A 21,768-nucleotide genomic window follows, 5' to 3' on the forward strand; every position below is an offset into this window, starting at 1 on the left:
AATATTTATATATGTTCAATTATGCTTCAGTAGGTGGAGTTCCAAAGTTGATAGGAGGCAAATCAGAGTTTCCTGAATTGATATTTCCTAAACTCTCTTCATATTTACGAATATTGTCTTGTAAAGCATTTAATAATCGTTTGGCGTTTTCAGGTGTCATTATCACACGAGATCTTACTTTAGCCTTTGGCATTCCTGGCATCATTTGCACAAAATCACAAACGAATTCTGATGATGAATGAGTTAATAATGCAAGGTTTGAATAAACTCCTTCCGCTACTTCTTCCGGTAATTCAATATTTAATTTGTTTTCTTTTCCGTTGTTATTTTCCATAATAATAAAGGTAATAAAAAAGGCTATCAAAATAAATTGATAGCCTATAATTATTTAATATAAAACTAATTTCTTTTAGTTAGCATCACTGTAATTAGCTGTCGAGTCAACTTTCAAAGATTGAAATTCTCTTACACCTGTACCTGCTGGAATTTTGTGTCCAACAATTACATTTTCTTTCAATCCAAGTAAGTGATCGATTTTACCAGAGATTGCTGCCTCATTCAATACTTTCGTCGTCTCCTGGAAAGACGCTGCTGAGATGAATGATTGCGTTTGAAGAGAAGAACGCGTAATACCTTGTAACATCGGTTTAGATGTTGCTGCTACAGCCTCACGTGCTTCTACCAATTTGGCATCTTCACGTTTCAACTGTGTATTTTCGTCACGTAATCTTCTTGAAGAAACGATTTGACCAGCTTTCAATTCTTGAGAATCTCCAGCGTCTGTAACAACCATTTGTCCAAAGATACGGTCATTTTCTTCCATGAAATCAGCTTTATGAATCGCTTGATTTTCTAAGAACTTAGTATCTCCAGCATCAGTAATCTCAACTTTAAGCATCATCTGACGAACAATTACCTCAAAGTGCTTGTCATTAATTTTCACCCCTTGTAAACGATATACTTCTTGTACTTCATTTACTAAGTACTCTTGAACTGCAGTTGGTCCTTCGATATTTAGAATATCTTTTGGAGTAATTGCACCATCAGAAAGTGATTGACCAGCTCTTACAAAGTCATTCTCTTGAACAAGAATGTGCTTAGATAGAGGAACTAAATATTTCTTCTTTTCACCAGTTTTAGCTTCGATGATTACCTCACGGTTACCACGTTTGATTTTTCCGTAACTTGCGATACCATCAATTTCAGAAACTACTGCTGGATTTGAAGGATTACGTGCTTCGAAAAGCTCAGTAATACGAGGTAGACCCCCTGTAATATCTCCCCCTTTACCTCCAACACGTGGAATCTTAACTAAACTGTATCCCTGTTGCATTTCTTCACCTTCTTTTACAGAAACGTGTGCATTTACAGGAATTGGGTATGATTTAAGAATTTCACCTTTTTTATCTTTAATCAAGATCGTAGGGTTTTTCTTCTTATCTCTTGTTTCAGTAATTACTTTTTCAGTAAATCCAGTTTGCTCATCGACCTCTTCACGGTAAGTAATACCTTCAATAACGTTATCAAATTCAATCGTACCGCTATATTCAGAAATAATTACTGCGTTATAAGGGTCCCACTTACAAATCACGTCACCTTTTTCAAGTTCAGTTCCGTTTTCTGCAACCATCTCTGCACCGTAAGGTACATTAGATGTCATGGCAGCAAGACCAGTTTTCTTATCGATGATTTTCATTTCAGCAGAACGACCTACAACAATTTCTTTCTTTGTTCCGTCTTTTTCTACTTTAGTAATTGTTCTTAATTCGTCAATTTCTAAACGACCTGAAGATTTCGCTTTCAAGTCATTCTCATCAGCGATATTAGATGCTGTACCCCCAACGTGGAATGTACGAAGTGTAAGCTGTGTACCTGGCTCACCAATTGATTGTGCTGCAACAACACCAATTGAATCACCTATTTGAGCTTCTCTATTTGTTGCCAAGTTACGTCCATAACATTTAGCACAAACTCCTCTTCTTAATTCACAAGTAAGAACTGAACGAATTTCAACTTCATCGATTCCTGCTTTGTCAATTGCTTCAGCAATATCTTCAGTTATAAGTTCACCGCCTTCAACGATCAAGTTATCATCATTATCAAATACATCATGAACAGCACTACGTCCAACGATTCTATCAAATAATGGTTCAACGATCTCATCATTTTTCTTTAAAGGAACGGCAACAATACCTCTTAACGTACCACAATCGAATTCATTTACAACTACATCTTGAGCAACATCCACCAAACGACGAGTTAAGTAACCCGCATCGGCTGTTTTAAGTGCGGTATCGGCCAAACCTTTACGTGCACCGTGCGTAGAAATAAAGTACTCTAAAATTGATAGTCCTTCTTTAAAGTTAGAAAGAATTGGATTTTCAATAATTTCTTGACTTGAAGCACCAGATTTTTGTGGTTTCGCCATAAGTCCACGCATTCCTGAAAGCTGACGAATCTGTTCTTTAGATCCACGTGCTCCAGAATCAAACATCATATAAATAGAGTTGAATCCTTGCTTGTCAGTTTTCAACTGCTCCATCAACGTATTTGTTAATCGAGAGTTTGTACGTGTCCAGATATCAATAATTTGATTGTATCTTTCATTATTCGTGATAAGTCCCATGTTATAGTTGTCCATTACTTCGGCAACACTAGCATCAGCTTTATCCACTAATATTTGTTTCTCTTTTGGAATAATAATATCATCTAAGTTGAATGACAATCCACCTTTAAAGGCCATGTCATAACCAACACTTTTAATATCATCCAAGAACTGAACAGTTCTAGAAGTTCCTGATTTTTTCAGTACATAACCAATAATATCTCTTAACGCTTTTTTGGTTAAGACATCATTGATGTATCCAACTTCTCTTGGTACCATTTCGTTAAATAATACACGACCAGCTGTTGTTTCGATAATATCTAAAACAGGCTCATCATTTTCATTTAAAACCTCAGTTTTAACTTTGATGTGTGCGTGTAAATCTAGACGACGTTCATTCAAGGCAATACGAACTTCTTCTGGAGAGTAGAAAGTCATATCTTCACCTAACATTACTTTCTCTTCATCTGTTCTTCTTCCTTTAGTCATGTAATATAGACCAAGAACCATATCCTGAGATGGTACAGCAATAGGTGCTCCATTTGCAGGGTTAAGAATGTTGTGAGAAGAAAGCATCAATAATTGTGCTTCCAAAATTGCAGCATTACCTAACGGTAAGTGAACCGCCATCTGGTCACCATCAAAATCGGCGTTAAATGCAGTACAAACTAATGGGTGAAGACGAATTGCTTTACCTTCAATCAATTTAGGTTGGAAAGCTTGAATACCCAATCTGTGAAGAGTTGGTGCACGGTTAAGTAACACAGGGTGCGACTTAATTACGTTTTCAAGAATATCCCAAACAATTGCTTCTTTTTTATCAACGATTTTCTTCGCTGATTTTACTGTCTTAACAATTCCTCTTTCAATTAATTTTCTAATGATAAAAGGTTTGTAAAGCTCAGCAGCCATATCTTTAGGTAAACCACATTCGTGTAGTTTCAAAGAAGGACCAACAACAATTACAGAACGTGCAGAATAATCAACACGTTTACCAAGTAAGTTTTGACGGAAACGACCTTGTTTACCTTTTAATGAATCAGAAAGTGATTTTAAAGGTCTGTTAGATTCTGTTTTAACAGCACTAGATTTTCTAGAGTTATCAAATAATGAATCAACAGATTCTTGAAGCATACGTTTTTCATTACGTAAAATTACTTCAGGAGCTTTAATCTCGATCAATCGTTTTAAACGATTATTTCTGATAATTACTCTTCTGTATAAATCATTCAAGTCAGAAGTTGCAAAACGTCCACCATCTAGAGGAACTAATGGTCTTAATTCTGGTGGTGTTACAGGAACAACTTTGATCACCATCCATTCTGGGCGGTTCTCAATGCGATCTTGTGAATCACGCATCGCTTCAACAACTTGTAAACGTTTCAATGCTTCGTTTTTACGTTGCATTGACGTTTCATGATTTGCTTTGTGTCTTAAATCGTAAGACAATTGGTGAAGATCTAATCCTTTCAATAAGTCATAGATAGCTTCAGCTCCCATCTTAGCGATAAACTTGTTAGGGTCTGAATCATCCAAATACTGGTTATCTTGAGGAAGTTCATCAAGAATATCCAAGTATTCCTCTTCAGTTATGAATTGCATAACATCTAATGGTTCACCATCAGCGTTTTTAGCTAGACCTGACTGAATTACAACATATCTTTCGTAATAAATAATTTGATCTAATTTCTTAGTCGGTAAACCAAGTAAATAACCAATCTTATTTGGTAAAGATCTGAAGTACCAAATATGTGCTACAGGAACAACCAATTGGATATGCCCCATACGCTCACGACGTACTTTCTTTTCTGTTACCTCAACACCACATCGGTCACAAACAATTCCTTTATAACGAATTCGTTTATATTTTCCACAGTGGCATTCATAATCCTTAACAGGACCAAAAATACGTTCACAGAACAAACCATCTCTTTCTGGTTTGTAAGTTCTGTAGTTTATTGTTTCCGGCTTTAAAACCTCTCCACTTGACTGCTCCAGAATTTGTTCTGGAGAAGCCAATGAAATGGTGATTTTAGAAAAATCTTTCACCGTATTTTGAGTATCTTTTTTATACGCCATTTTAACGAGTATTTTCTATTAAACTTTGACTATTAGTCCATTTTGATGTTCAAACCTAGACCTCTCAATTCGTGGAGAAGTACATTGAATGATTCTGGTATTCCAGGCTTAGGAAGGTTATCACCTTTTACGATTGACTCGTATGCCTTAGCTCTACCATTCACATCATCAGATTTCACTGTTAAGATTTCCTGTAGGATATTAGATGCACCGAATGCCTCTAATGCCCATACCTCCATCTCACCAAAACGCTGACCTCCGAATAATGCCTTACCACCAAGTGGTTGTTGCGTGATCAATGAGTATGGTCCGATTGAACGAGAGTGCATTTTGTCATCAACCATGTGAGATAATTTCAACATGTAGATAACCCCAACTGTTGCTGGTTGGTGGAAACGCTCTCCTGTTCCTCCATCGTAAAGGTAAGATTTACCAGCACGTGGAATTCCAGCTTTATCACAGTATTCTGCAACTTCTGAAGGCAATGCACCATCAAAAATTGGAGTGGCAAATTTAACGTTCAGTTTTTGTCCTGCCCAACCAAGAACAGTTTCATAAATCTGACCAAGGTTCATACGAGATGGTACACCCAATGGATTCAATACGATATCTACTGGAGTTCCGTCATCTAAGAATGGCATATCTTCTTGTCGTACAATGTTTGCAACAATACCTTTGTTACCGTGACGACCAGCCATCTTATCACCAACTTTCAACTTACGTTTCTTAGCCAAGTAAACTTTTGCTAATTTAACGATACCTGAAGGCAATTCATCTCCAACTGAGATATGGAATTTCTTACGTTTATAGTTACCCAATAAATCATTCGCCTTAATAGTGAAGTTATGGATTACTTGCTGAATCATAGAATTCGTTTCAGCATCTTCCGTCCACTTACTAGGGTTAACAATAGAATAGTCTATAATACTTAGCGCTTTTTCTGAGAATTTAGAACCTTTCTTAATGATTTCTTCTCTAAAGTTATTTGTTACACCTGAAGATTTTTTACCTTCTAGAATAACAAGTAATTTTTGAACAAGAACATTCTTCAATTCACCTAAATCTTTCTCGTAATCAGCATCTAGATTTTCAAGAATTGGTTTATCCTGAGCTTTTGTTTTTCTATCTTTTACTGCTCTAGAGAATAACTTCTTGTTAATTACCACACCTTTCAATGAAGGTCCAGCTTTTAATGAAGCATCTTTTACATCACCAGCTTTGTCACCAAAGATGGCACGTAATAATTTCTCTTCTGGAGAAGGATCTGTTTCTCCTTTCGGAGTAATCTTACCAATTAAGATGTCACCTTCTTTCACTTCAGCACCGATTCTAATTAAACCATGCTCATCAAGATCTCTTGTTGCTTCTTCACTAACGTTAGGAATATCAGCAGTTAATTCCTCCATTCCACGTTTAGTGTCACGAACTTCAAGAGAGTATTCATCAATATGAACAGATGTAAATACATCCTCACGTACTACACGTTCAGAGATTACAATCGCATCCTCAAAGTTATACCCTTTCCAAGGCATGAATGCTACTTTCATATTTTGACCCAAGGCTAATTCTCCTTGTTGTGTTGCATAACCTTCACATAAAACCTGACCTTCTTCTACAATGTCACCTTTCTTAACGATTGGTTTCAAGTTCATTGTTGAACCTTGGTTTGTTTTCTTGAATTTAGTTAAACTATATGTTTTTGTATTTCCATCAAAAGAAACAATTTCTTCTTCTTTAGAAAGGTCATACTTAATCACAATTTCGCGGGCATCTACATATTCAACGATACCATTTCCTTCGGCATTAATTAATACACGAGAATCACGAGCTACTAATCTTTCGATTCCTGTACCTACGATTGGAGATTCTGGTTTTAATAATGGTAATGCCTGACGCTGCATGTTTGATCCCATCAAAGCACGGTTGGCATCATCATGTTCCAAGAATGGAATAGAAGATGCTGCAATCGAAGCAATCTGGTTCGCACCAACATCCATTAAGTCAATGTCTTTTGGCTCAACAACTGGGAAATCACCTTCTTCACGCGCTTTAACAACTTCGTTGGTAAACTCACCATTATCGTTCAATGGTGCATTTGCTTGAGCTATCATTTTAGCGTCTTCCTCTTCTGCTGATAGGTATACTGGTTCTTCATCTAATTGAACCTTACCATTTACTACCTTTCTATAAGGTGTTTCGATAAATCCAAGTTTATTTACTTTCGCAAATACACAAAGAGATGAAATCAAACCAATATTTGGTCCCTCAGGAGTTTCAATTGTACAAAGACGTCCGTAGTGTGTATAGTGAACATCACGTACCTCAAATCCTGCACGCTCTCTAGATAAACCACCAGGTCCAAGTGCCGAGAAACGACGCTTATGTGTTACCTCTGATAATGGATTTGTTTGATCCATGAATTGAGATAACTGGTTGGTACCAAAGAATGAATTAATTACAGAAGAAAGTGTTTTTGCGTTAATCAAGTCAATTGGAGTAAAGACTTCATTGTCACGAACATTCATTCTTTCACGAATTGTACGTGCCATACGCGCTAGACCAACACCAAATTGAGAGAATAATTGCTCACCTACAGTTCTAACACGACGATTAGAAAGGTGATCAATATCATCTACTTCAGCTTTAGAGTTAATCAATTCAATAAGATACTTAATGATCTTAATGATATCACTTTTAGTAAGTACTCTTGATTCTTCGTCATCTGATATTTTAAGTTTTTTGTTGATTCTAAAACGACCAACTTCACCTAAATCATAACGTGTATCAGAGAAGAACAATTTATCAAATACGCTACGTGCCGTTTCAATATCTGGCGGCTCAGCGTTACGTAATTGTCTATAGATTACTTCAACTGCTTCCTTCTCAGAGTTAGCAGTATCTTTTTGTAATGTATTATATATAATAGTAAAATCAGCAGAGTTTACATCTTCTTTATGTAGAATGATGGTTTTAGTACCTGCTTCAATGATTTCTTCTATATTATCTTTATCAAGAACTGTATCACGATCTAAGATTACTTCGTTACGTTCGATAGATACAACTTCTCCTGTATCTTCATCAACGAAATCTTCGATCCAAGATTTTAATACTCTTGCAGCTAGTTTACGACCAATTACCTTTTTAAGGTTTGTTTTATTGGCTTTAATCTCATCTGCTAAGTCAAAAATCTCTAAAATGTCTTTATCGCTTTCGTAACCAATAGCTCTGAACAAAGTTGTCACAGGAAGCTTTTTCTTACGATCGATATATGCATACATGACATTATTAATGTCTGTAGCGAACTCTATCCAAGAACCTTTAAAAGGGATAATTCTTGCAGAGTATAATTTTGTACCATTTGCGTGTCTAGATTGTCCAAAGAAAACACCAGGAGAACGGTGCAATTGAGATACTATAACACGTTCAGCACCATTCACAACAAAAGACCCCTTTGGAGTCATGTAAGGAATTGTACCTAAATAAACATCTTGAACTATCGTTTCAAAATCTTCATGTTCTGGATCTGTACAATACAGTTTTAATTTTGCCTTTAAAGGAACACTATATGTCAATCCACGTTCTATACACTCTTCTATAGAATAGCGAGGCGGATCAATGAAATAGTCCAAAAATTCAAGGACAAATTGATTTCTTGTATCAGTTATTGGAAAGTTTTCGGAAAAAACTTTGAAAAGACCTTCCTTTTCACGGTTCTCAGGAGTAGTTTCCAATTGAAAAAACTCACGGAACGATTTTAGTTGAACATCCAAAAAGTCAGGATATTCAAAAACACTTTTGCTAGAAGCGAAATTAATTCTTGTAGCGATATTATTTGATGTTGCCAAGACTACGAAATTTTGTTAGAAAAAAGAACCAGATGCATATAATGCATAAAAACAGCACAAGGCATCCCGAAAATCGAGGATGCCTGTACTGTAAAATAAGTATAGTTACTACTTAACTTCAACTTCAGCTCCTGCTTCTTCTAGAGAAGATTTTAAGCTATCAGCTTCGTCTTTAGCAACTCCTTCTTTAATTGGAGCTGGAGCACCGTCAACTAATGCTTTTGCTTCTTTCAATCCAAGACCAGTTAATTCTTTAACTAATTTTACGACAGCCAATTTACTACCTCCGGCAGATTTAAGGATTACGTCAAACTCAGTTTTTTCTTCAGCAGCATCACCAGCAGCTCCTCCACCTGCAACTGCAACAGCAGCAGCAGCTGGTTCAATTCCGTACTCATCCTTAAGGATGTTTGCTAATTCGTTAACGTCTTTTACTGTAAGGTTAACTAATGTTTCAGCTATTTCTTTTAATTCAGCCATTTTATTTTGTTTAAAAAAGGTTCAATAATAATTTATAATTAATCTATGCTCTTTCTTCGAGCGTTTTAAGGATTCCAGCAATCTTGCCACCTTGTCCTTTAAGTCCAGACACAACATTTTTAGCTGGGCTTTGTAACAATGTAACAATATCTCCGATAAGTTCATCCTTGCTTTTGATTTCAACTAATGTATTTAGATTTTCATCTCCTACATAAATAGTTTCTTCAACGTAAGCTGCTTTAAGGATTGGTTTATCATGTTTTTTGCGGAAATCTTTGATGATCTTAGCAGGTGCATTACCTACTTCAGCGAACATAATTGATGTTGGTCCTGATAAAACATCTTTCAACTCTCCAAGATCTCTATCTTCAATACGTTCAATTGCTTTTGCAAATAAAGTGTTTTTAATTACTCTTAAACTCACTCCGTTCTTGAAACATTTCCCTCTTAAATCGTTGATAGCTTCAACAGTCAACTCAGAAGTATCAGCAAGGTAAAAAATACCTGCATCTTTAAGTTCTGCTGTTAAATCATCAATGTACTGCGCTTTTTCTTCTCTATTCATATTTAAAAATTTTAAGCGACAACAGATTTAGCGTCAATTTGGATACCTGGGCTCATAGTTGAACTCATGTATATACTTTTGATATATGTTCCTTTCGCTGCAGATGGTTTCATTTTAATCAAAGTGCTTAACAATTCAGTTGCATTATCTTTAATTTTGCTTCCTTCAAAAGAAGATTTTGCAATATTAGAGTGTACAATACCGAATTTATCAACACGGAAATCAATTTTACCAGCTTTAACTTCTTGAACTGCTTTCGCTACATCCATTGTTACAGTACCAGTTTTAGGGTTTGGCATTAAACCTCTAGGTCCTAAAATACGACCTAAGGCACCTACTTTCCCCATTACAGATGGCATAGTGATAATCACATCGATATCAGTCCATCCTCCTTTTATTTTCTCAATATACTCGTCTAATCCAGCATAATCAGCTCCTGCTGCAGTTGCCTCATCAACTTTATCAGGAGTACAAAGTACTAATACTTTTACATCCTTTCCAGTTCCATGTGGTAAAGCAACGGTACCTCTTACCATTTGATTAGCTTTTCTAGGGTCAACACCTAGTCGTACACTGATATCAACAGAAGCATCAAAATTTGTATTCGTGATTTCCTTTACTAAATCACATGCTTCAGTCAACGAGTATGCTTTATCAAAGTCTACCTTTGAAAGCGCTTCTTTTCTTTTCTTAGAAATACGTCCCATGATTAATGTTTTTTAGTTTGAAGGAAATTCTCCTTTTACAGTGATTCCCATACTTCTTGCTGTCCCAGCAACCATTTTCATTCCTGATTCAACTGTAAAACAGTTTAAGTCAGTTAATTTATCTTCAGCAATTGCTCTTACTTGATCCCAAGATACACTAGCCACTTTAATACGGTTAGGTTCTGATGATCCTTTCTTAAGCTTAGCTGCTTCTAATAATTGAACTGCTGCTGGAGGAGTTTTAATGATAAAGTCGAACGACTTATCACTATAAACAGTGATTACAACTGGTAATACTTTTCCACCTCTATCTTGAGTTCTTGAGTTAAACTGCTTACAGAACTCCATAATGTTGACACCTTTAGCACCAAGTGCTGGACCAACGGGCGGAGAAGGATTTGCTGCACCACCTTTGATCTGTAATTTGATCAAACCTGCTACTTCTTTAGCCATTTATATATAATTTGTGTAGTACAATCGTGATTCAATCGATGGGAAGCTTTAATCATCATCATCACTCCTACGGGTTAAAAACTTATTAACTTTCTTTATCTACTTGCATATAGCTTAATTCGACCAAGTTTTTACGACCGAATATTTTCACCATTACTTTCAATTTCTTTTTCTCTTCGTTGATTTCCTCTATGGTACCGTTGAAATTATTAAATGGTCCATCAACTACTTTGACAGACTCACCAATAACGTAAGGGATTTTCATTTCCTCTTCGTTTTCAGTCATTTCATCGACTTTACCAAGGATTCTATTCACTTCGGCCTTTCTCATTGGTAATGGATCTCCGTGCTTCTCTGCACCAAGGAATCCAATTACATTAGGCACTCCTTTAATTACGTGAGGAACCTCACCAACTAAAGCAACTTCAACTAGTACGTATCCAGGCAAGAATGTTTTCTCTTTAGAAATTTTCTTACCATTTCTAATTTGAAAAACTTTTTCAGTTGGAATAAGTATTTGACCAAAATAGTCGTCTAATTTTTGACGACTAATTTCCATCTCTAGATATTCCTTAACCATAGTTTCTTTACCGCTAATAGCTCGAACTACGTACCATCTTTTTTTAACTTCTTCCACAGTAATCCTGTTAAAATTTATCAGTATTCTTAATTATGGATAAATCAATCCAAGAATTCCTTTCCAGAAATATGTCGATGGATTTATTCCGAAGATAAAATCCATTACAAATATAAGTAAGGAAAATATAACAGAACCTATAACTACAATAATAGTATTGTTCTGTAATTCTGTCCATGTCGGCCAGCTCACTTTGTGAACCAGCTCATGGTATGTGTCCTGAAGATATTCTACAATATTTGCCAATTTCTTTCTTTTTGCACGGGCGGTAGGATTCGAACCCACGACCAATGGTTTTGGAGACCAGTACTCTACCAACTGAGCTACACCCGTAGTTGAAAAAGGGGAGTCTGAAAATACATCCTCCCCTCTTTCTAATATATTCAATGCTTAATCTAAGATCTCAGTTACCTGACCAGCACCTACAGTTCTACCACCCTCACGGATAGCGAAACGAAGTCCTTTGTCCATTGCAATTGGAACGATTAAGTCTACAGTGATTGTTACGTTATCACCAGGCATAACCATGTCACGACCTTCTTCTAGGTGAATCTCACCAGTTACATCCGTTGTACGGAAGTAGAATTGTGGACGGTAACGGTTATGGAATGGAGTGTGACGTCCACCTTCATCTTTCTTCAAAACATAAATCTCAGCTTTGAACTTAGCGTGTGGTGTTGTAGAACCTGGTTTACAAATAACCATTCCACGACGAATAACTGACTTGTCAATACCTCTTAAAAGAAGACCAACGTTATCACCAGCTTCACCACTATCCAATATCTTACGGAACATCTCAACACCTGTTACAACAGATTTAAGTTTTTCATCTCCCATACCTAAGATATCAACCTCTTCACCAGAGTTAATAACTCCTGTTTCGATACGTCCTGTAGCTACTGTTCCACGACCTGTAATTGAGAATACATCCTCAACTGGCATCAAGAATGGCTTATCTACTTCACGAGGAGGTAATTCAATCCATGAATCAACAGCATCCATCAAGTCCAATACGATTTGACTCCACTTCTCATCTCCATTAAGACCTCCAAGTGCAGAACCTTGAATTACAGGAGAGTTATCACCATCATAATCATAGAATGATAGAAGCTCTCTGATCTCTAATTCAACTAACTCTAACAATTCTTCATCATCAACCAAATCAACTTTGTTCATGAATACAACAATTCTAGGAATACCAACCTGGCGTCCTAAAAGAATGTGCTCACGAGTTTGTGGCATTGGTCCATCAGTAGCTGCAACAACTAAAATTGCACCATCCATTTGGGCAGCACCAGTTACCATGTTCTTTACATAGTCGGCGTGACCTGGACAATCCACGTGTGCATAGTGACGATTCTCAGTTTCATACTCAATATGAGCTGTGTTAATTGTAATACCACGTTCTTTCTCCTCAGGAGCGTTGTCGATTGTATCGAAATCACGCGCTTCAGCAAAACCTTTAGCTGACAAAACCGCAGCAATAGCAGCAGTTAATGTTGTCTTTCCGTGATCGACGTGACCGATTGTTCCAATGTTTAAGTGTGGTTTGGAACGAGTAAATGTTTCCTTAGCCATTTTTTATTTGTTACTTGTTAATATACTATTTAATAACCTTCTTGTACATACTAGAAAATTCACCCATTAAAATGAGTGACTCCTCTATTTATTTCGAGCCAATGACGAGAATTGAACTCGTGACCTCTTCCTTACCAAGGAAGCACTCTACCCCTGAGCTACACCGGCGCGAGCCAATAAAAGATTATTTTGAGCGGGAGACGAGACTCGAACTCGCGACCCTCAGCTTGGAAGGCTGACGCTCTACCAACTGAGCTACTCCCGCTTAAATTTTATAAAAGCTACTTTCTAGTGGGGGGAGAAGGATTCGAACCTTCGAAGGCTAAGCCAGCAGATTTACAGTCTGCCCTCGTTGACCGCTTGAGTATCCCCCCAACAAAAGTATATGAGCCGATGAAGGGACTCGAACCCCCGACCTGCTGATTACAAATCAGCTGCTCTAGCCAGCTGAGCTACATCGGCACTTTTAATTGGTAATTAATAATCTTTTAAAGAACTCCCTCACTTGTTTTTCTCAATCCGTTCGGGGTTGCAAATGTAAGCAATTATTAAACAACTGCAAGGGCTTTTTGAAAAAAAGTTTGATTTTTTTTTCTTTTTTTTCTCACCACCTTCCAAAAACGATATTTAACCTCTTGTTTTACAGCGAGAAAAGCAAGAAAATAATTTTCTAAAAAAAATTCAGTTTTTTTCATCTTTTTTTCAATCTGAACTGAAAATCGTGATAAAAGCTGTTCTATCACAATCACAAAAAAGCTACTTCAAGTATAAAATCAACACCTTTTAATATCAAAATTTCTATTTTTTCTCCCCACGTGGATGTGATTGCTTGTAAATTTTTGAAATTTGATCAAAAGAATTATGGGTGTAAACCTGAGTTGCACTTAAACTCGCATGTCCTAACACCTCTTTTAAGGTCTCCAACCCTGCTCCATTATTCAACATGTGAGTTGCAAATGTATGCCTTAGAATATGAGGACTTCTTTTTGACAAGTTCGTCAACAGGGATAAATAGTAATTTACTTTTCTGTAAACAAACTTAGGATACAGCTTTTTCCCCTTATCAGTTATAAAGACATATTCAATCCCCGCTTCTTTATACACCTCATGATCTAAATAAGCACTTATTTGCTGGAACAACTCAACAGTTAAAGGAATAAAACGCTCCTTATTTCTTTTTCCTAAAACTTTAATCTTATCCTGATCAATATCGGAACGCTTTAAATTGATTAACTCTGACAATCGAATACCGGTTTGATACAATACCTCTATCATTAATCGATCTCGAAACCCAGAAAAACCATCAGGAAAAAGTTGTTTCAACTCAGAATCATCAATCTCCTCCTCCTTCACAAATTCAGGTAACCTTTTTTCAAGTTTTGGTCCTTTGATTTTCAACATTGGATCCAAATCAACAAAACCTAAACCAAGCGCCCACTTAAAAAAAGTCCTTAAGGAGGATAACTTCCTATTCACAGTTCGATTAGAATAACCTAAATTAATTAATTCAACGATCCAAGATCTAACATTTTGATATGATACCTCCTTTAAGTCTGTATTATTTTCGATAGCAGAAAAGGATAAAAAGGATTCAATATCGTTTTTATAAGCAGTGCAAGTATGACTTGACACTCTTTTCTCTTTACTAATGTAAACTAAAAATTCTTCTACCATATAAAACAAAAAAAAGGAGCCTATATATTATAGACTCCTTAACGTATTCTTTCAAAGAATATTTTATATCTCTTTAGACTGCAATCTTTGTTTGTAAGCAGCCTTAATTCTTGTTTGGCGTTCTCTTACAGAAGGCTTAATGAACTCCTTACGTCTACGGATTTCGCGCATACGTCCAGTTTTTTCAAACTTTTTCTTATATTTTTTGAGAGCTCTCTCTATGTTCTCTCCTTCTTTTACAGGTACTACTAACATATTATATATTTAAATTCGTTATCTTATTCTACAAATAGGTCTGCAAAGATAATAAGATAAATCTTATGAACAATATTTATTTTAAAATTTCTCTAGAAATTACAACTTTTTGTATTTCAGAAGTTCCTTCACCGATTGTCATTAGCTTTGCATCACGCAAAAACTTTTCAGCAGGATACTCTTTTGTATAACCATATCCTCCCATAATTTGAACCGCTTCATTTCCACACATTACAGAAGTTTCACTTGCAAAGTATTTAGCATACGCTCCTTCTTCCGTCATCTTCTCTCCTTTGTTTTTCAACGAAGCAGCATTAAAAGTAAGTAGTTCAGCAGCTTTTACATTTGTAGCCATATCCGCTAATTTAAAGCTAATTCCTTGAAATTGTGCTATTGATTTTCCGAACTGCTCACGTTCTTTAGCGTATTTAACTGAAGCTTCATAAGCACCACGTGCAACTCCACAACTTAAAGCTGCGATAGAAATCCTACCACCATCTAAAACTTGCATCGCTTGCATAAACCCTTTTCCTACCTCACCAATAAGGTTTTCATTAGGAACACGAACGTTATCGAAGATCAACTCTGCAGTCTCACTTGCTCTCACCCCTAACTTATCTTTAATTTTTACAGCAGAAAATCCAGGAGTACCTTTTTCGACGATAAAAGCAGAAATCCCTTTACTATCTAACAATTCTCCTGTTCTTACCAATACAACAGAAACATCTCCTGATAAACCGTGAGTAATCCAGTTCTTGGCACCATTGATAATCCAATCATCACCATCTTTAACTGCAGTTGTTTTCATCCTCATGGCATCAGAACCAGTATTAGGCTCAGTTAAACCCCATGCACCAATAAACTCCCCAGAAGCTAATTTAGGAAGGTACTTCTTTTTTTGAGCTTCAGAACCGTGATAATAGATATGTCCAGTACATAATGAGTTATGAGCAGCAACAGAAAGGCCTAATCCACCGCATACTTTTCCTAACTCAATAAGTGCAGTTACATATTCATCATAAGAGAATCCACTTCCGCCATACTCTTCTGGAACATAAATACCAAGTAATCCTAAATCACCAAGTTTTTTCATTACATCTACAGGGAAGTGTTCTTTATCATCCCACTCCATAAAGTTTGGTTTAATCTCTTTTTCAGCAAAATCTCTAACCATTTGCTGAATCATAATCTGATTCTCATTAAGCTCAAAATTCATTCTATATAATTTAAGTTCGTAAAAAATTCAATAATTCGAGTTGCAAAGATAGTATATTTTTAAACTCTTCTAAAAAAACACCTATTCAACTGTTAAATAAACCTTTAACCTTTCAAAATCATCTCTATCTATATAAGGAGTCAAAAGCACTTCATCTATTCGCTTGAACTTACCATAATTTTCGCGGTGAAAAACAATAGACTTTGCAACATTATAATCAATTAAAGGGTGCTTACTCATTTCCTTTTGAGTAGCTAAATTTATATTAATAGGTTCAATTTTTGTTTTATCAATAATTAAGTAAGGACTTATTTCATCTAGCTTTTCTTTATCAAGTTTATATATATCAAAAAGTTGGTCCAAAGAAATCAGCCCTCCATATTCATCTCGCTTTTTAATAATTTCTTTAGCAAAATAAGGTCCAATACCTGGAATACTTTTCAAATCCCATGCTGTTGCAGTATTTACCGAAACAGGCTTAACTTCTTTAACTTTCTTGTTATTACTTTTCTTCCAAGTAGAGGTATCTTTTTGGGAATAACTAGTTTTAGGGGCCTCGTCTTTTCTGTAGTTTTGCGTCTCGGTGGTAACTTTTTCAATTCTTTCTGGCAAATCAACCATTGGTTCTAATACCTGATATAATTCATCATCTACCACATACAACTTCTTAAGGTCAGATTTAATTCGTAGTGTTGCTCCACTTTTTAGGTAATTGAGAATCGATTGAGCTTGTTTTTTAGACAAACCTGTAGACTGCCATTGCTCCAAGGAATAATCATTTGGGTTAAAAAGACTTTTTGGTCGATGGTAACGTGTACTTTTCTTCTTCTCGGGCGCTATTTCTTTTGCAACTTTCTTATCAATAAACAATTTTCCAGAATTCACCTCATGCGTTGGAGGTGTATAAAAATAATTATAATAAATTCTGGGACTAATCGAAACTATGACAAAAACAAAGAGTAAAACGACAATCCCTTTACGGGCTCGTTTCGAAAAATGAATCCAATCACTATCCCAGCTCTTTTTTGCCAAATTATTTATTTAAATCTTTTAATAGCTCCTGATTTTATTCTTGAGAAATAATCTTTAAGGTCATTTTTAACCTCACCAGACATAATAAGCAATCCTAAAATATTAGGGAAGGCCATTCCAAGAATCATTAAATCTGAAAAATCAATTACCGCTCCTAATCCAACGGAAGCACCAATTACAACGAAAATCAAGAAGATGAATTTATATATTAATGCAGAAACCTTTGTTTCACCAAAAACATAAGTCCATGCTTTCAAGCCGTAATAAGACCAAGAAATCATCGTTGAGAATGCAAAAAGTACAACAGCAAAAGACAATACATATAGAGACCAATCACCTAAAGATGATGAAAACGCTGCTGAAGTCAGTGCCGCTCCTTCCAACCCTTCTGGATCCTGTGCATACCCTGTAAAAATAATCACCAAGGCAGTCATTGTACAAACTACAACAGTATCAATAAATGGTTCTAAAATAGCTACAACACCTTCACTCACTGGCTCATCAGTTTTCGCTGCTGCGTGTGCAATAGGAGCAGATCCCACACCCGCTTCATTTGAAAATGCAGCACGTTGAAACCCTAAAATTAAAACTCCAATAAATCCACCATACATTGCGTCTGGACTAAATGCCCCAGAAATAATTGTACTAAATCCATGTCCTAAATTATCATAGTTAAATCCAATAATTACTAGAGCTGAAACCACATAGATCCCGACCATTGTAGGAACAATTTTATCCGTAACTTTTGCAATACTTTTAATACCTCCAACGATTACAATTCCTACTAAAATGGCCATACCAATTCCGAAATATAAACCATAAGAAGAGAATCCTTCCCATCCTGGAATTTCAGCCAACTGATTGAATGCTTGATTTACTTGGAACATATTTCCACCTCCAAGCGAACCTCCAACACAAAGAATAGCAAAAAGAATTGCCAATACTTTTCCTAGTTGTTTGAAACCAGGACCTCTTTTTTCTAATCCTCGACTAAGGTAATACATTGGACCACCAAAAACTTCTCCGTCTTCCTTTTGGTGACGATATTTTACTCCTAAAGTACATTCAACAAATTTAGAAGCCATCCCAATTAAACCAGCCAAGATCATCCAAAAAGTCGCACCAGGACCTCCCATACTAATTGCAATTGCAACACCTGCAATATTACCTAAACCAACGGTTGCAGACAAAGCAGTAACAAGAGCCTGGAAATGTGTAACCTCACCAGCATGTTCATTTGGATCATCATAACGTCCACGCACTAAATCTATGGCATGACGCACTCCTCTAAATTGAATAAACTTCATTCGGATAGTGAAGAAAATTGCTCCACAAACTAACCAAACAACGATTAATGGGATTCCCTGAGATTTATTTGATAAGTTTTTAAAATAAAAAGGCTGAGGAGCAGCATAATCTATCTTACCTAAAACTTTTTCAGAGCGATTCCCTCTTTTATTTTTAAAGTAAACTTTATCTCCCTCTTTAACCTTTTGGCCTTCATGGGTTCCATAAACTAAGGTTCCATTTCCCATTGCATAAAAAGGGAATTCTTTATCTCCATCTTTTAGAATTGCAACAGGTTCCAGGTGCTCAACCTGCTCACCATCTTCCTTCAACCATTTTTTAAGCGTATAATTTGTTTTTTCAGCATTGATTGCAAAAGGAGCTTTTAGCACAAAATCATTAACTTTAACTGTATCAGACCATGGCTCTGCAAATAATATAGTTTGCAAAACATTTACGGCTGGTTTCATGGTATTATTAACGTGTTCGGAAAAACTATTTGGTTCAACAAAAGCCCTAACAGTTACTGAATCATCTTTGGCGTCAATAACAGTAACAATCACTGAATCACCTTCCGACCAACCACTATACTTATCGTTATAGATTGATATGTTTTCATCATTCCACACATATTTATAAGGTCTTTCACCTCCCTCTGCTTCAATTATGACTTCAACATCATCAATAGCTTGTGACTGGTCATTGGTAGAAATTTCTGCACTTAGTGGTTTATCTTGACTGAATGCAAAGTTGCTCAAAAGGAAAATCGTAGCCAAAATCTTAGCTAATCTCATAAATAATTATTTTTGTGTTCGAATAAATAAATTAATAACCTTTGTTAAAAATAAGGTCGATTTGGCTAATTTATGAATATTATTTCAATTTTCAGGATCTATTTTCGATAAGGTTACCATAAAGTCTGTCGGATTATAATCAAATCCTTTCTTTGCTTTATCGATAATTAAGCCAGAGGAAATAGGCCTTTTTGCCTTTTGATTTAAGTTTTTTGATGTGATTGCTGAGACCAAATCTGTATCAACTTTTAAATATTCAGCCACAAGAATAATATAATCAAACATAGATTTAAGATCACCTCCTGCTATGTTATAGACACCAAAGGAATTAGAATTAATTACTTTTTGACAAGCTTGCACAAGGTCTTCTACAAAAGTTGGAGTTCTAAATTGGTCATTCACAATTTTCAATTGATTTCCTTTTCTCAATTCTTGCATCGACCAATTAAAGATATTCCCTTTATTCAATTTTTCACCTACACCGTATACAATTGAAGTCCTTAAAATAGTTACTTTTTCAAAACCACTTTTGAAAATAATCTGCTCGCCATCCCATTTGGATTTACCATAATTACTCAAAGGGTTTGCTGTGTCTTCTTCGGAATAACTCTTTTTCTGTCCATCAAAAATAAAATCTGTTGAAATTTGAATTAAATGAATTTCTGTATTTTCAATCGCTTCCAAAATATTTTTAACACCTGTGGCATTGACTCCAAAACATCTCTCAACCTCATCTTCACAGGCATCAACATTGGTCATCGCTGCAGCATTTATTATATGAGTAGGATTAAATTCTTGAATTACCTCTTTTACCTGCTCTTTATTCTGGATGTTTAAGGCACGAAAATCATTGTCTGGACAATATGAAATTTTGTTTTCTGAATTTGCAGTTGCTAGAAATTCTATTTGATTTTCTATAAAATGTTTAGTTAACGTTTGACCAAGAAGACCGTTACTTCCTGTAATCAAAATTCTGTTTTTTGATTGACTCATAATTCCCAAATCGAGGTTCTTTTTTTACGCATTTTAAAAATATGTTTGTTTTCAAGAATCCAACCCATTCCCAAATAGATGACCAATGGAGAACCTAAAGCAATAAAAGAACTATAAATAAAAAACAATCGAACTTTTGAGGATCGAACGCCTAACTTTTTCCCCCACCATTCGCTCACCCCGAAAGAACGCATCTCAAAGAAAAACACTATTTTTTGAATAAACTTACGCATAATCACTTTTCTAAATTTGCCATTCCAACTTTACACGACAAACATTTTTTAAAATTACAAAATTCATTGTTTAATTCTAACAATCCTTGACTTTCTAATGCATTTTTTGGACGAAAACCAATATTCTCCCAGTATTTCACCACATTATTTGTTTCTGGAGGAAGCTCTTCCATTAAATCAATGATTTTATCACTAAAACCAAAATCATTGCGAAGATGTTTCAATGCAATAAAATAAGGTACAAAACCATTAATCAATAAGTTTTGTTTAAACAATCTTGAAAAGCCCAACTTTCTTGGTTTTGCTTTTTTCCCAAAAACATAGTGTGTTTTCCAATATGCATTAATAGTACTATCTGGAAGATGTTTAATTTTCTCAATTAATTCCAAACTTGTTAGTGCAGACAAATTATGAAACTCAAAATAAGAAAGTAATGCAACTACTTGTGCAATTAAAATTGTCGGAAAACTATGGGGTCGTATTCCACTAAACTTCCATGAAGACGCATTCATTTCGGGCAACCCATGTTTATGTTTTAATAACTTCCATAAGCTTTGTAACTTTAAAAAATAATGATCCTCTATTGGATCATTAAGTAATCCTGCTGCTCCAAAAAACAATGACTCTAAACGTGTAGTATCCCACCGTTCTTTCAAAACAAGTTGATAAGGAATTATACAAGCCAATTCCTGCATCGGTAATTTATTCACTCTACCTCCTATAGCTTTAAAAATTGCCGCCAGAAGAATCTCGTTTTGCCCTCTTTTTTCTACATTCATCAACTCTATCAATTCCAAGCCTTTTCTCTCAATACGGTGCAGAAAAAGGACATCTATTTGTTGTAACAGAGCCAGCTGATGATCCATCACTACATCTGAACATGGTACTTTTCTTGTGGTTGAAATAATACGTTGATAATTTCGAAAATGCGAAAGGTCTATTTGACTTTTAAGTTCAATTGTTGGTAAAGGAACATCATTAACTAAGACCTCTTTATCATGTTCATATACAACGTGTAAAATTACATTATCATACGCTTGATCCAAATGATGTTTGTGTAAATACCAATCCGATGATTTGATGTGAAGTTCAATGTTTCCAGACCATTTTATACCATTAATAGCAACAGTTCCATTGAAAAAATCAGGTCCGGCATCTAGGTTATACCAACCCACTTGGGACACACTAACGGTAGAACCGTCGGTTAATTTTAACTGATTGAAATTTAGACGCTTCATACGCCAGAGATAATGCAAATATTCTTCTTGCATGATAAGGTGGTTTTTAGATTTATATATTAAGATAATAAAAAACAATTAAAACCACCAAATCTAT

Annotated in this window: 19 protein-coding genes and 5 tRNA genes; all 24 read right to left on the reverse strand. The window is 35.6% G+C overall.

Going from position 1 to position 21,768, the window contains the following annotated elements:
- Positions 1 to 19: 19 nt before the first annotated feature.
- Positions 20 to 334: a DUF3467 domain-containing protein gene (locus DXU93_RS08520; RefSeq protein WP_116880859.1), complete on the reverse strand. Its 315-nt coding sequence runs from the start codon at positions 332 to 334 to the stop codon at positions 20 to 22.
- A gap of 75 nt (positions 335 to 409) precedes the next feature.
- The gene (rpoC, locus tag DXU93_RS08525; RefSeq protein ID WP_116880860.1) at positions 410 to 4,684 is read right to left on the reverse strand and encodes a DNA-directed RNA polymerase subunit beta'; all 4,275 of its coding nucleotides are present in this window, start codon (positions 4,682 to 4,684) and stop codon (positions 410 to 412) included.
- Positions 4,685 to 4,716: 32 nt separating this feature from the next.
- Complete coding sequence (gene rpoB / locus DXU93_RS08530) at positions 4,717 to 8,529, reverse strand: DNA-directed RNA polymerase subunit beta (protein ID WP_116880861.1); 3,813 nt, start codon at positions 8,527 to 8,529, stop codon at positions 4,717 to 4,719.
- 108 nt (positions 8,530 to 8,637) lie between these two features.
- On the reverse strand, positions 8,638 to 9,009 hold the full coding sequence (gene rplL, locus DXU93_RS08535; RefSeq protein WP_116880862.1) for a 50S ribosomal protein L7/L12: 372 nt from the start codon (positions 9,007 to 9,009) through the stop codon (positions 8,638 to 8,640).
- Between the two features lie 43 nt (positions 9,010 to 9,052).
- Positions 9,053 to 9,574 carry a 50S ribosomal protein L10 gene (gene rplJ, locus DXU93_RS08540; RefSeq protein ID WP_116880863.1) on the reverse strand — a complete coding sequence of 174 codons (522 nt, stop codon included), beginning with the start codon at positions 9,572 to 9,574 and terminating at the stop codon, positions 9,053 to 9,055.
- 11 nt (positions 9,575 to 9,585) lie between these two features.
- Entirely contained in the window at positions 9,586 to 10,281 is a 696-nt protein-coding gene (rplA, locus tag DXU93_RS08545; RefSeq protein ID WP_116880864.1) for a 50S ribosomal protein L1, read from the reverse strand.
- Between the two features lie 12 nt (positions 10,282 to 10,293).
- The gene (gene rplK, locus DXU93_RS08550; RefSeq protein WP_116880865.1) at positions 10,294 to 10,734 is read right to left on the reverse strand and encodes a 50S ribosomal protein L11; all 441 of its coding nucleotides are present in this window, start codon (positions 10,732 to 10,734) and stop codon (positions 10,294 to 10,296) included.
- Positions 10,735 to 10,819: 85 nt separating this feature from the next.
- Entirely contained in the window at positions 10,820 to 11,371 is a 552-nt protein-coding gene (gene nusG / locus DXU93_RS08555; RefSeq protein WP_116880866.1) for a transcription termination/antitermination protein NusG, read from the reverse strand.
- Positions 11,372 to 11,404: 33 nt separating this feature from the next.
- Positions 11,405 to 11,656, reverse strand: a complete 252-nt coding sequence (gene secE, locus DXU93_RS08560; RefSeq protein ID WP_205679248.1) for a preprotein translocase subunit SecE — start codon at positions 11,654 to 11,656, stop codon at positions 11,405 to 11,407.
- A tRNA-Trp gene (locus DXU93_RS08565) sits at positions 11,632 to 11,704 on the reverse strand. Before DXU93_RS08565 ends, secE begins: the two co-directional genes overlap by 25 nt.
- Positions 11,705 to 11,761: 57 nt before the next feature.
- On the reverse strand, positions 11,762 to 12,949 hold the full coding sequence (tuf, locus tag DXU93_RS08570; RefSeq protein ID WP_116880868.1) for an elongation factor Tu: 1,188 nt from the start codon (positions 12,947 to 12,949) through the stop codon (positions 11,762 to 11,764).
- A 96-nt stretch (positions 12,950 to 13,045) separates the two neighbouring features.
- Positions 13,046 to 13,117 (reverse strand) — tRNA-Thr (locus tag DXU93_RS08575).
- A 24-nt stretch (positions 13,118 to 13,141) separates the two neighbouring features.
- Positions 13,142 to 13,214, reverse strand: a tRNA-Gly gene (locus tag DXU93_RS08580).
- A gap of 27 nt (positions 13,215 to 13,241) precedes the next feature.
- Positions 13,242 to 13,323, reverse strand: a tRNA-Tyr gene (locus DXU93_RS08585).
- A 14-nt stretch (positions 13,324 to 13,337) separates the two neighbouring features.
- A tRNA-Thr gene (locus DXU93_RS08590) sits at positions 13,338 to 13,411 on the reverse strand.
- A gap of 86 nt (positions 13,412 to 13,497) precedes the next feature.
- The gene (locus DXU93_RS15035; RefSeq protein ID WP_165851369.1) at positions 13,498 to 13,644 is read right to left on the reverse strand and encodes a hypothetical protein; all 147 of its coding nucleotides are present in this window, start codon (positions 13,642 to 13,644) and stop codon (positions 13,498 to 13,500) included.
- 103 nt (positions 13,645 to 13,747) lie between these two features.
- Positions 13,748 to 14,623, reverse strand: a complete 876-nt coding sequence (locus DXU93_RS08600; protein WP_116880870.1) for a tyrosine-type recombinase/integrase — start codon at positions 14,621 to 14,623, stop codon at positions 13,748 to 13,750.
- Between the two features lie 63 nt (positions 14,624 to 14,686).
- A complete protein-coding gene (gene rpsU, locus DXU93_RS08605) occupies positions 14,687 to 14,878 on the reverse strand; it encodes a 30S ribosomal protein S21 (protein ID WP_116880871.1) in 192 nt (63 codons plus the stop codon).
- A gap of 76 nt (positions 14,879 to 14,954) precedes the next feature.
- Complete coding sequence (locus DXU93_RS08610; RefSeq protein ID WP_116880872.1) at positions 14,955 to 16,094, reverse strand: acyl-CoA dehydrogenase family protein; 1,140 nt, start codon at positions 16,092 to 16,094, stop codon at positions 14,955 to 14,957.
- An 81-nt stretch (positions 16,095 to 16,175) separates the two neighbouring features.
- A complete protein-coding gene (locus tag DXU93_RS08615) occupies positions 16,176 to 17,126 on the reverse strand; it encodes a ComEA family DNA-binding protein (protein WP_116880873.1) in 951 nt (316 codons plus the stop codon).
- A 5-nt stretch (positions 17,127 to 17,131) separates the two neighbouring features.
- A complete protein-coding gene (locus tag DXU93_RS08620) occupies positions 17,132 to 19,207 on the reverse strand; it encodes an alanine/glycine:cation symporter family protein (RefSeq protein ID WP_116880874.1) in 2,076 nt (691 codons plus the stop codon).
- Between the two features lie 84 nt (positions 19,208 to 19,291).
- Positions 19,292 to 20,200, reverse strand: a complete 909-nt coding sequence (locus DXU93_RS08625) for an SDR family oxidoreductase (protein WP_116880875.1) — start codon at positions 20,198 to 20,200, stop codon at positions 19,292 to 19,294.
- Positions 20,197 to 20,433, reverse strand: coding sequence for a PspC family transcriptional regulator (locus DXU93_RS08630; RefSeq protein WP_116880876.1), 237 nt, complete (start codon positions 20,431 to 20,433; stop codon positions 20,197 to 20,199). Before DXU93_RS08630 ends, DXU93_RS08625 begins: the two co-directional genes overlap by 4 nt.
- Positions 20,434 to 20,435: 2 nt before the next feature.
- Positions 20,436 to 21,704 (reverse strand): DUF2851 family protein, encoded by a 1,269-nt coding sequence (locus tag DXU93_RS08635; protein WP_116880877.1) that lies wholly within the window; start codon positions 21,702 to 21,704, stop codon positions 20,436 to 20,438.
- Positions 21,705 to 21,768 lie beyond the last annotated feature (64 nt).

The sequence above is a fragment of the Brumimicrobium aurantiacum genome (genome assembly GCF_003402975.1).
GTDB classification, from domain to species: domain Bacteria; phylum Bacteroidota; class Bacteroidia; order Flavobacteriales_D; family Crocinitomicaceae; genus Brumimicrobium; species Brumimicrobium aurantiacum.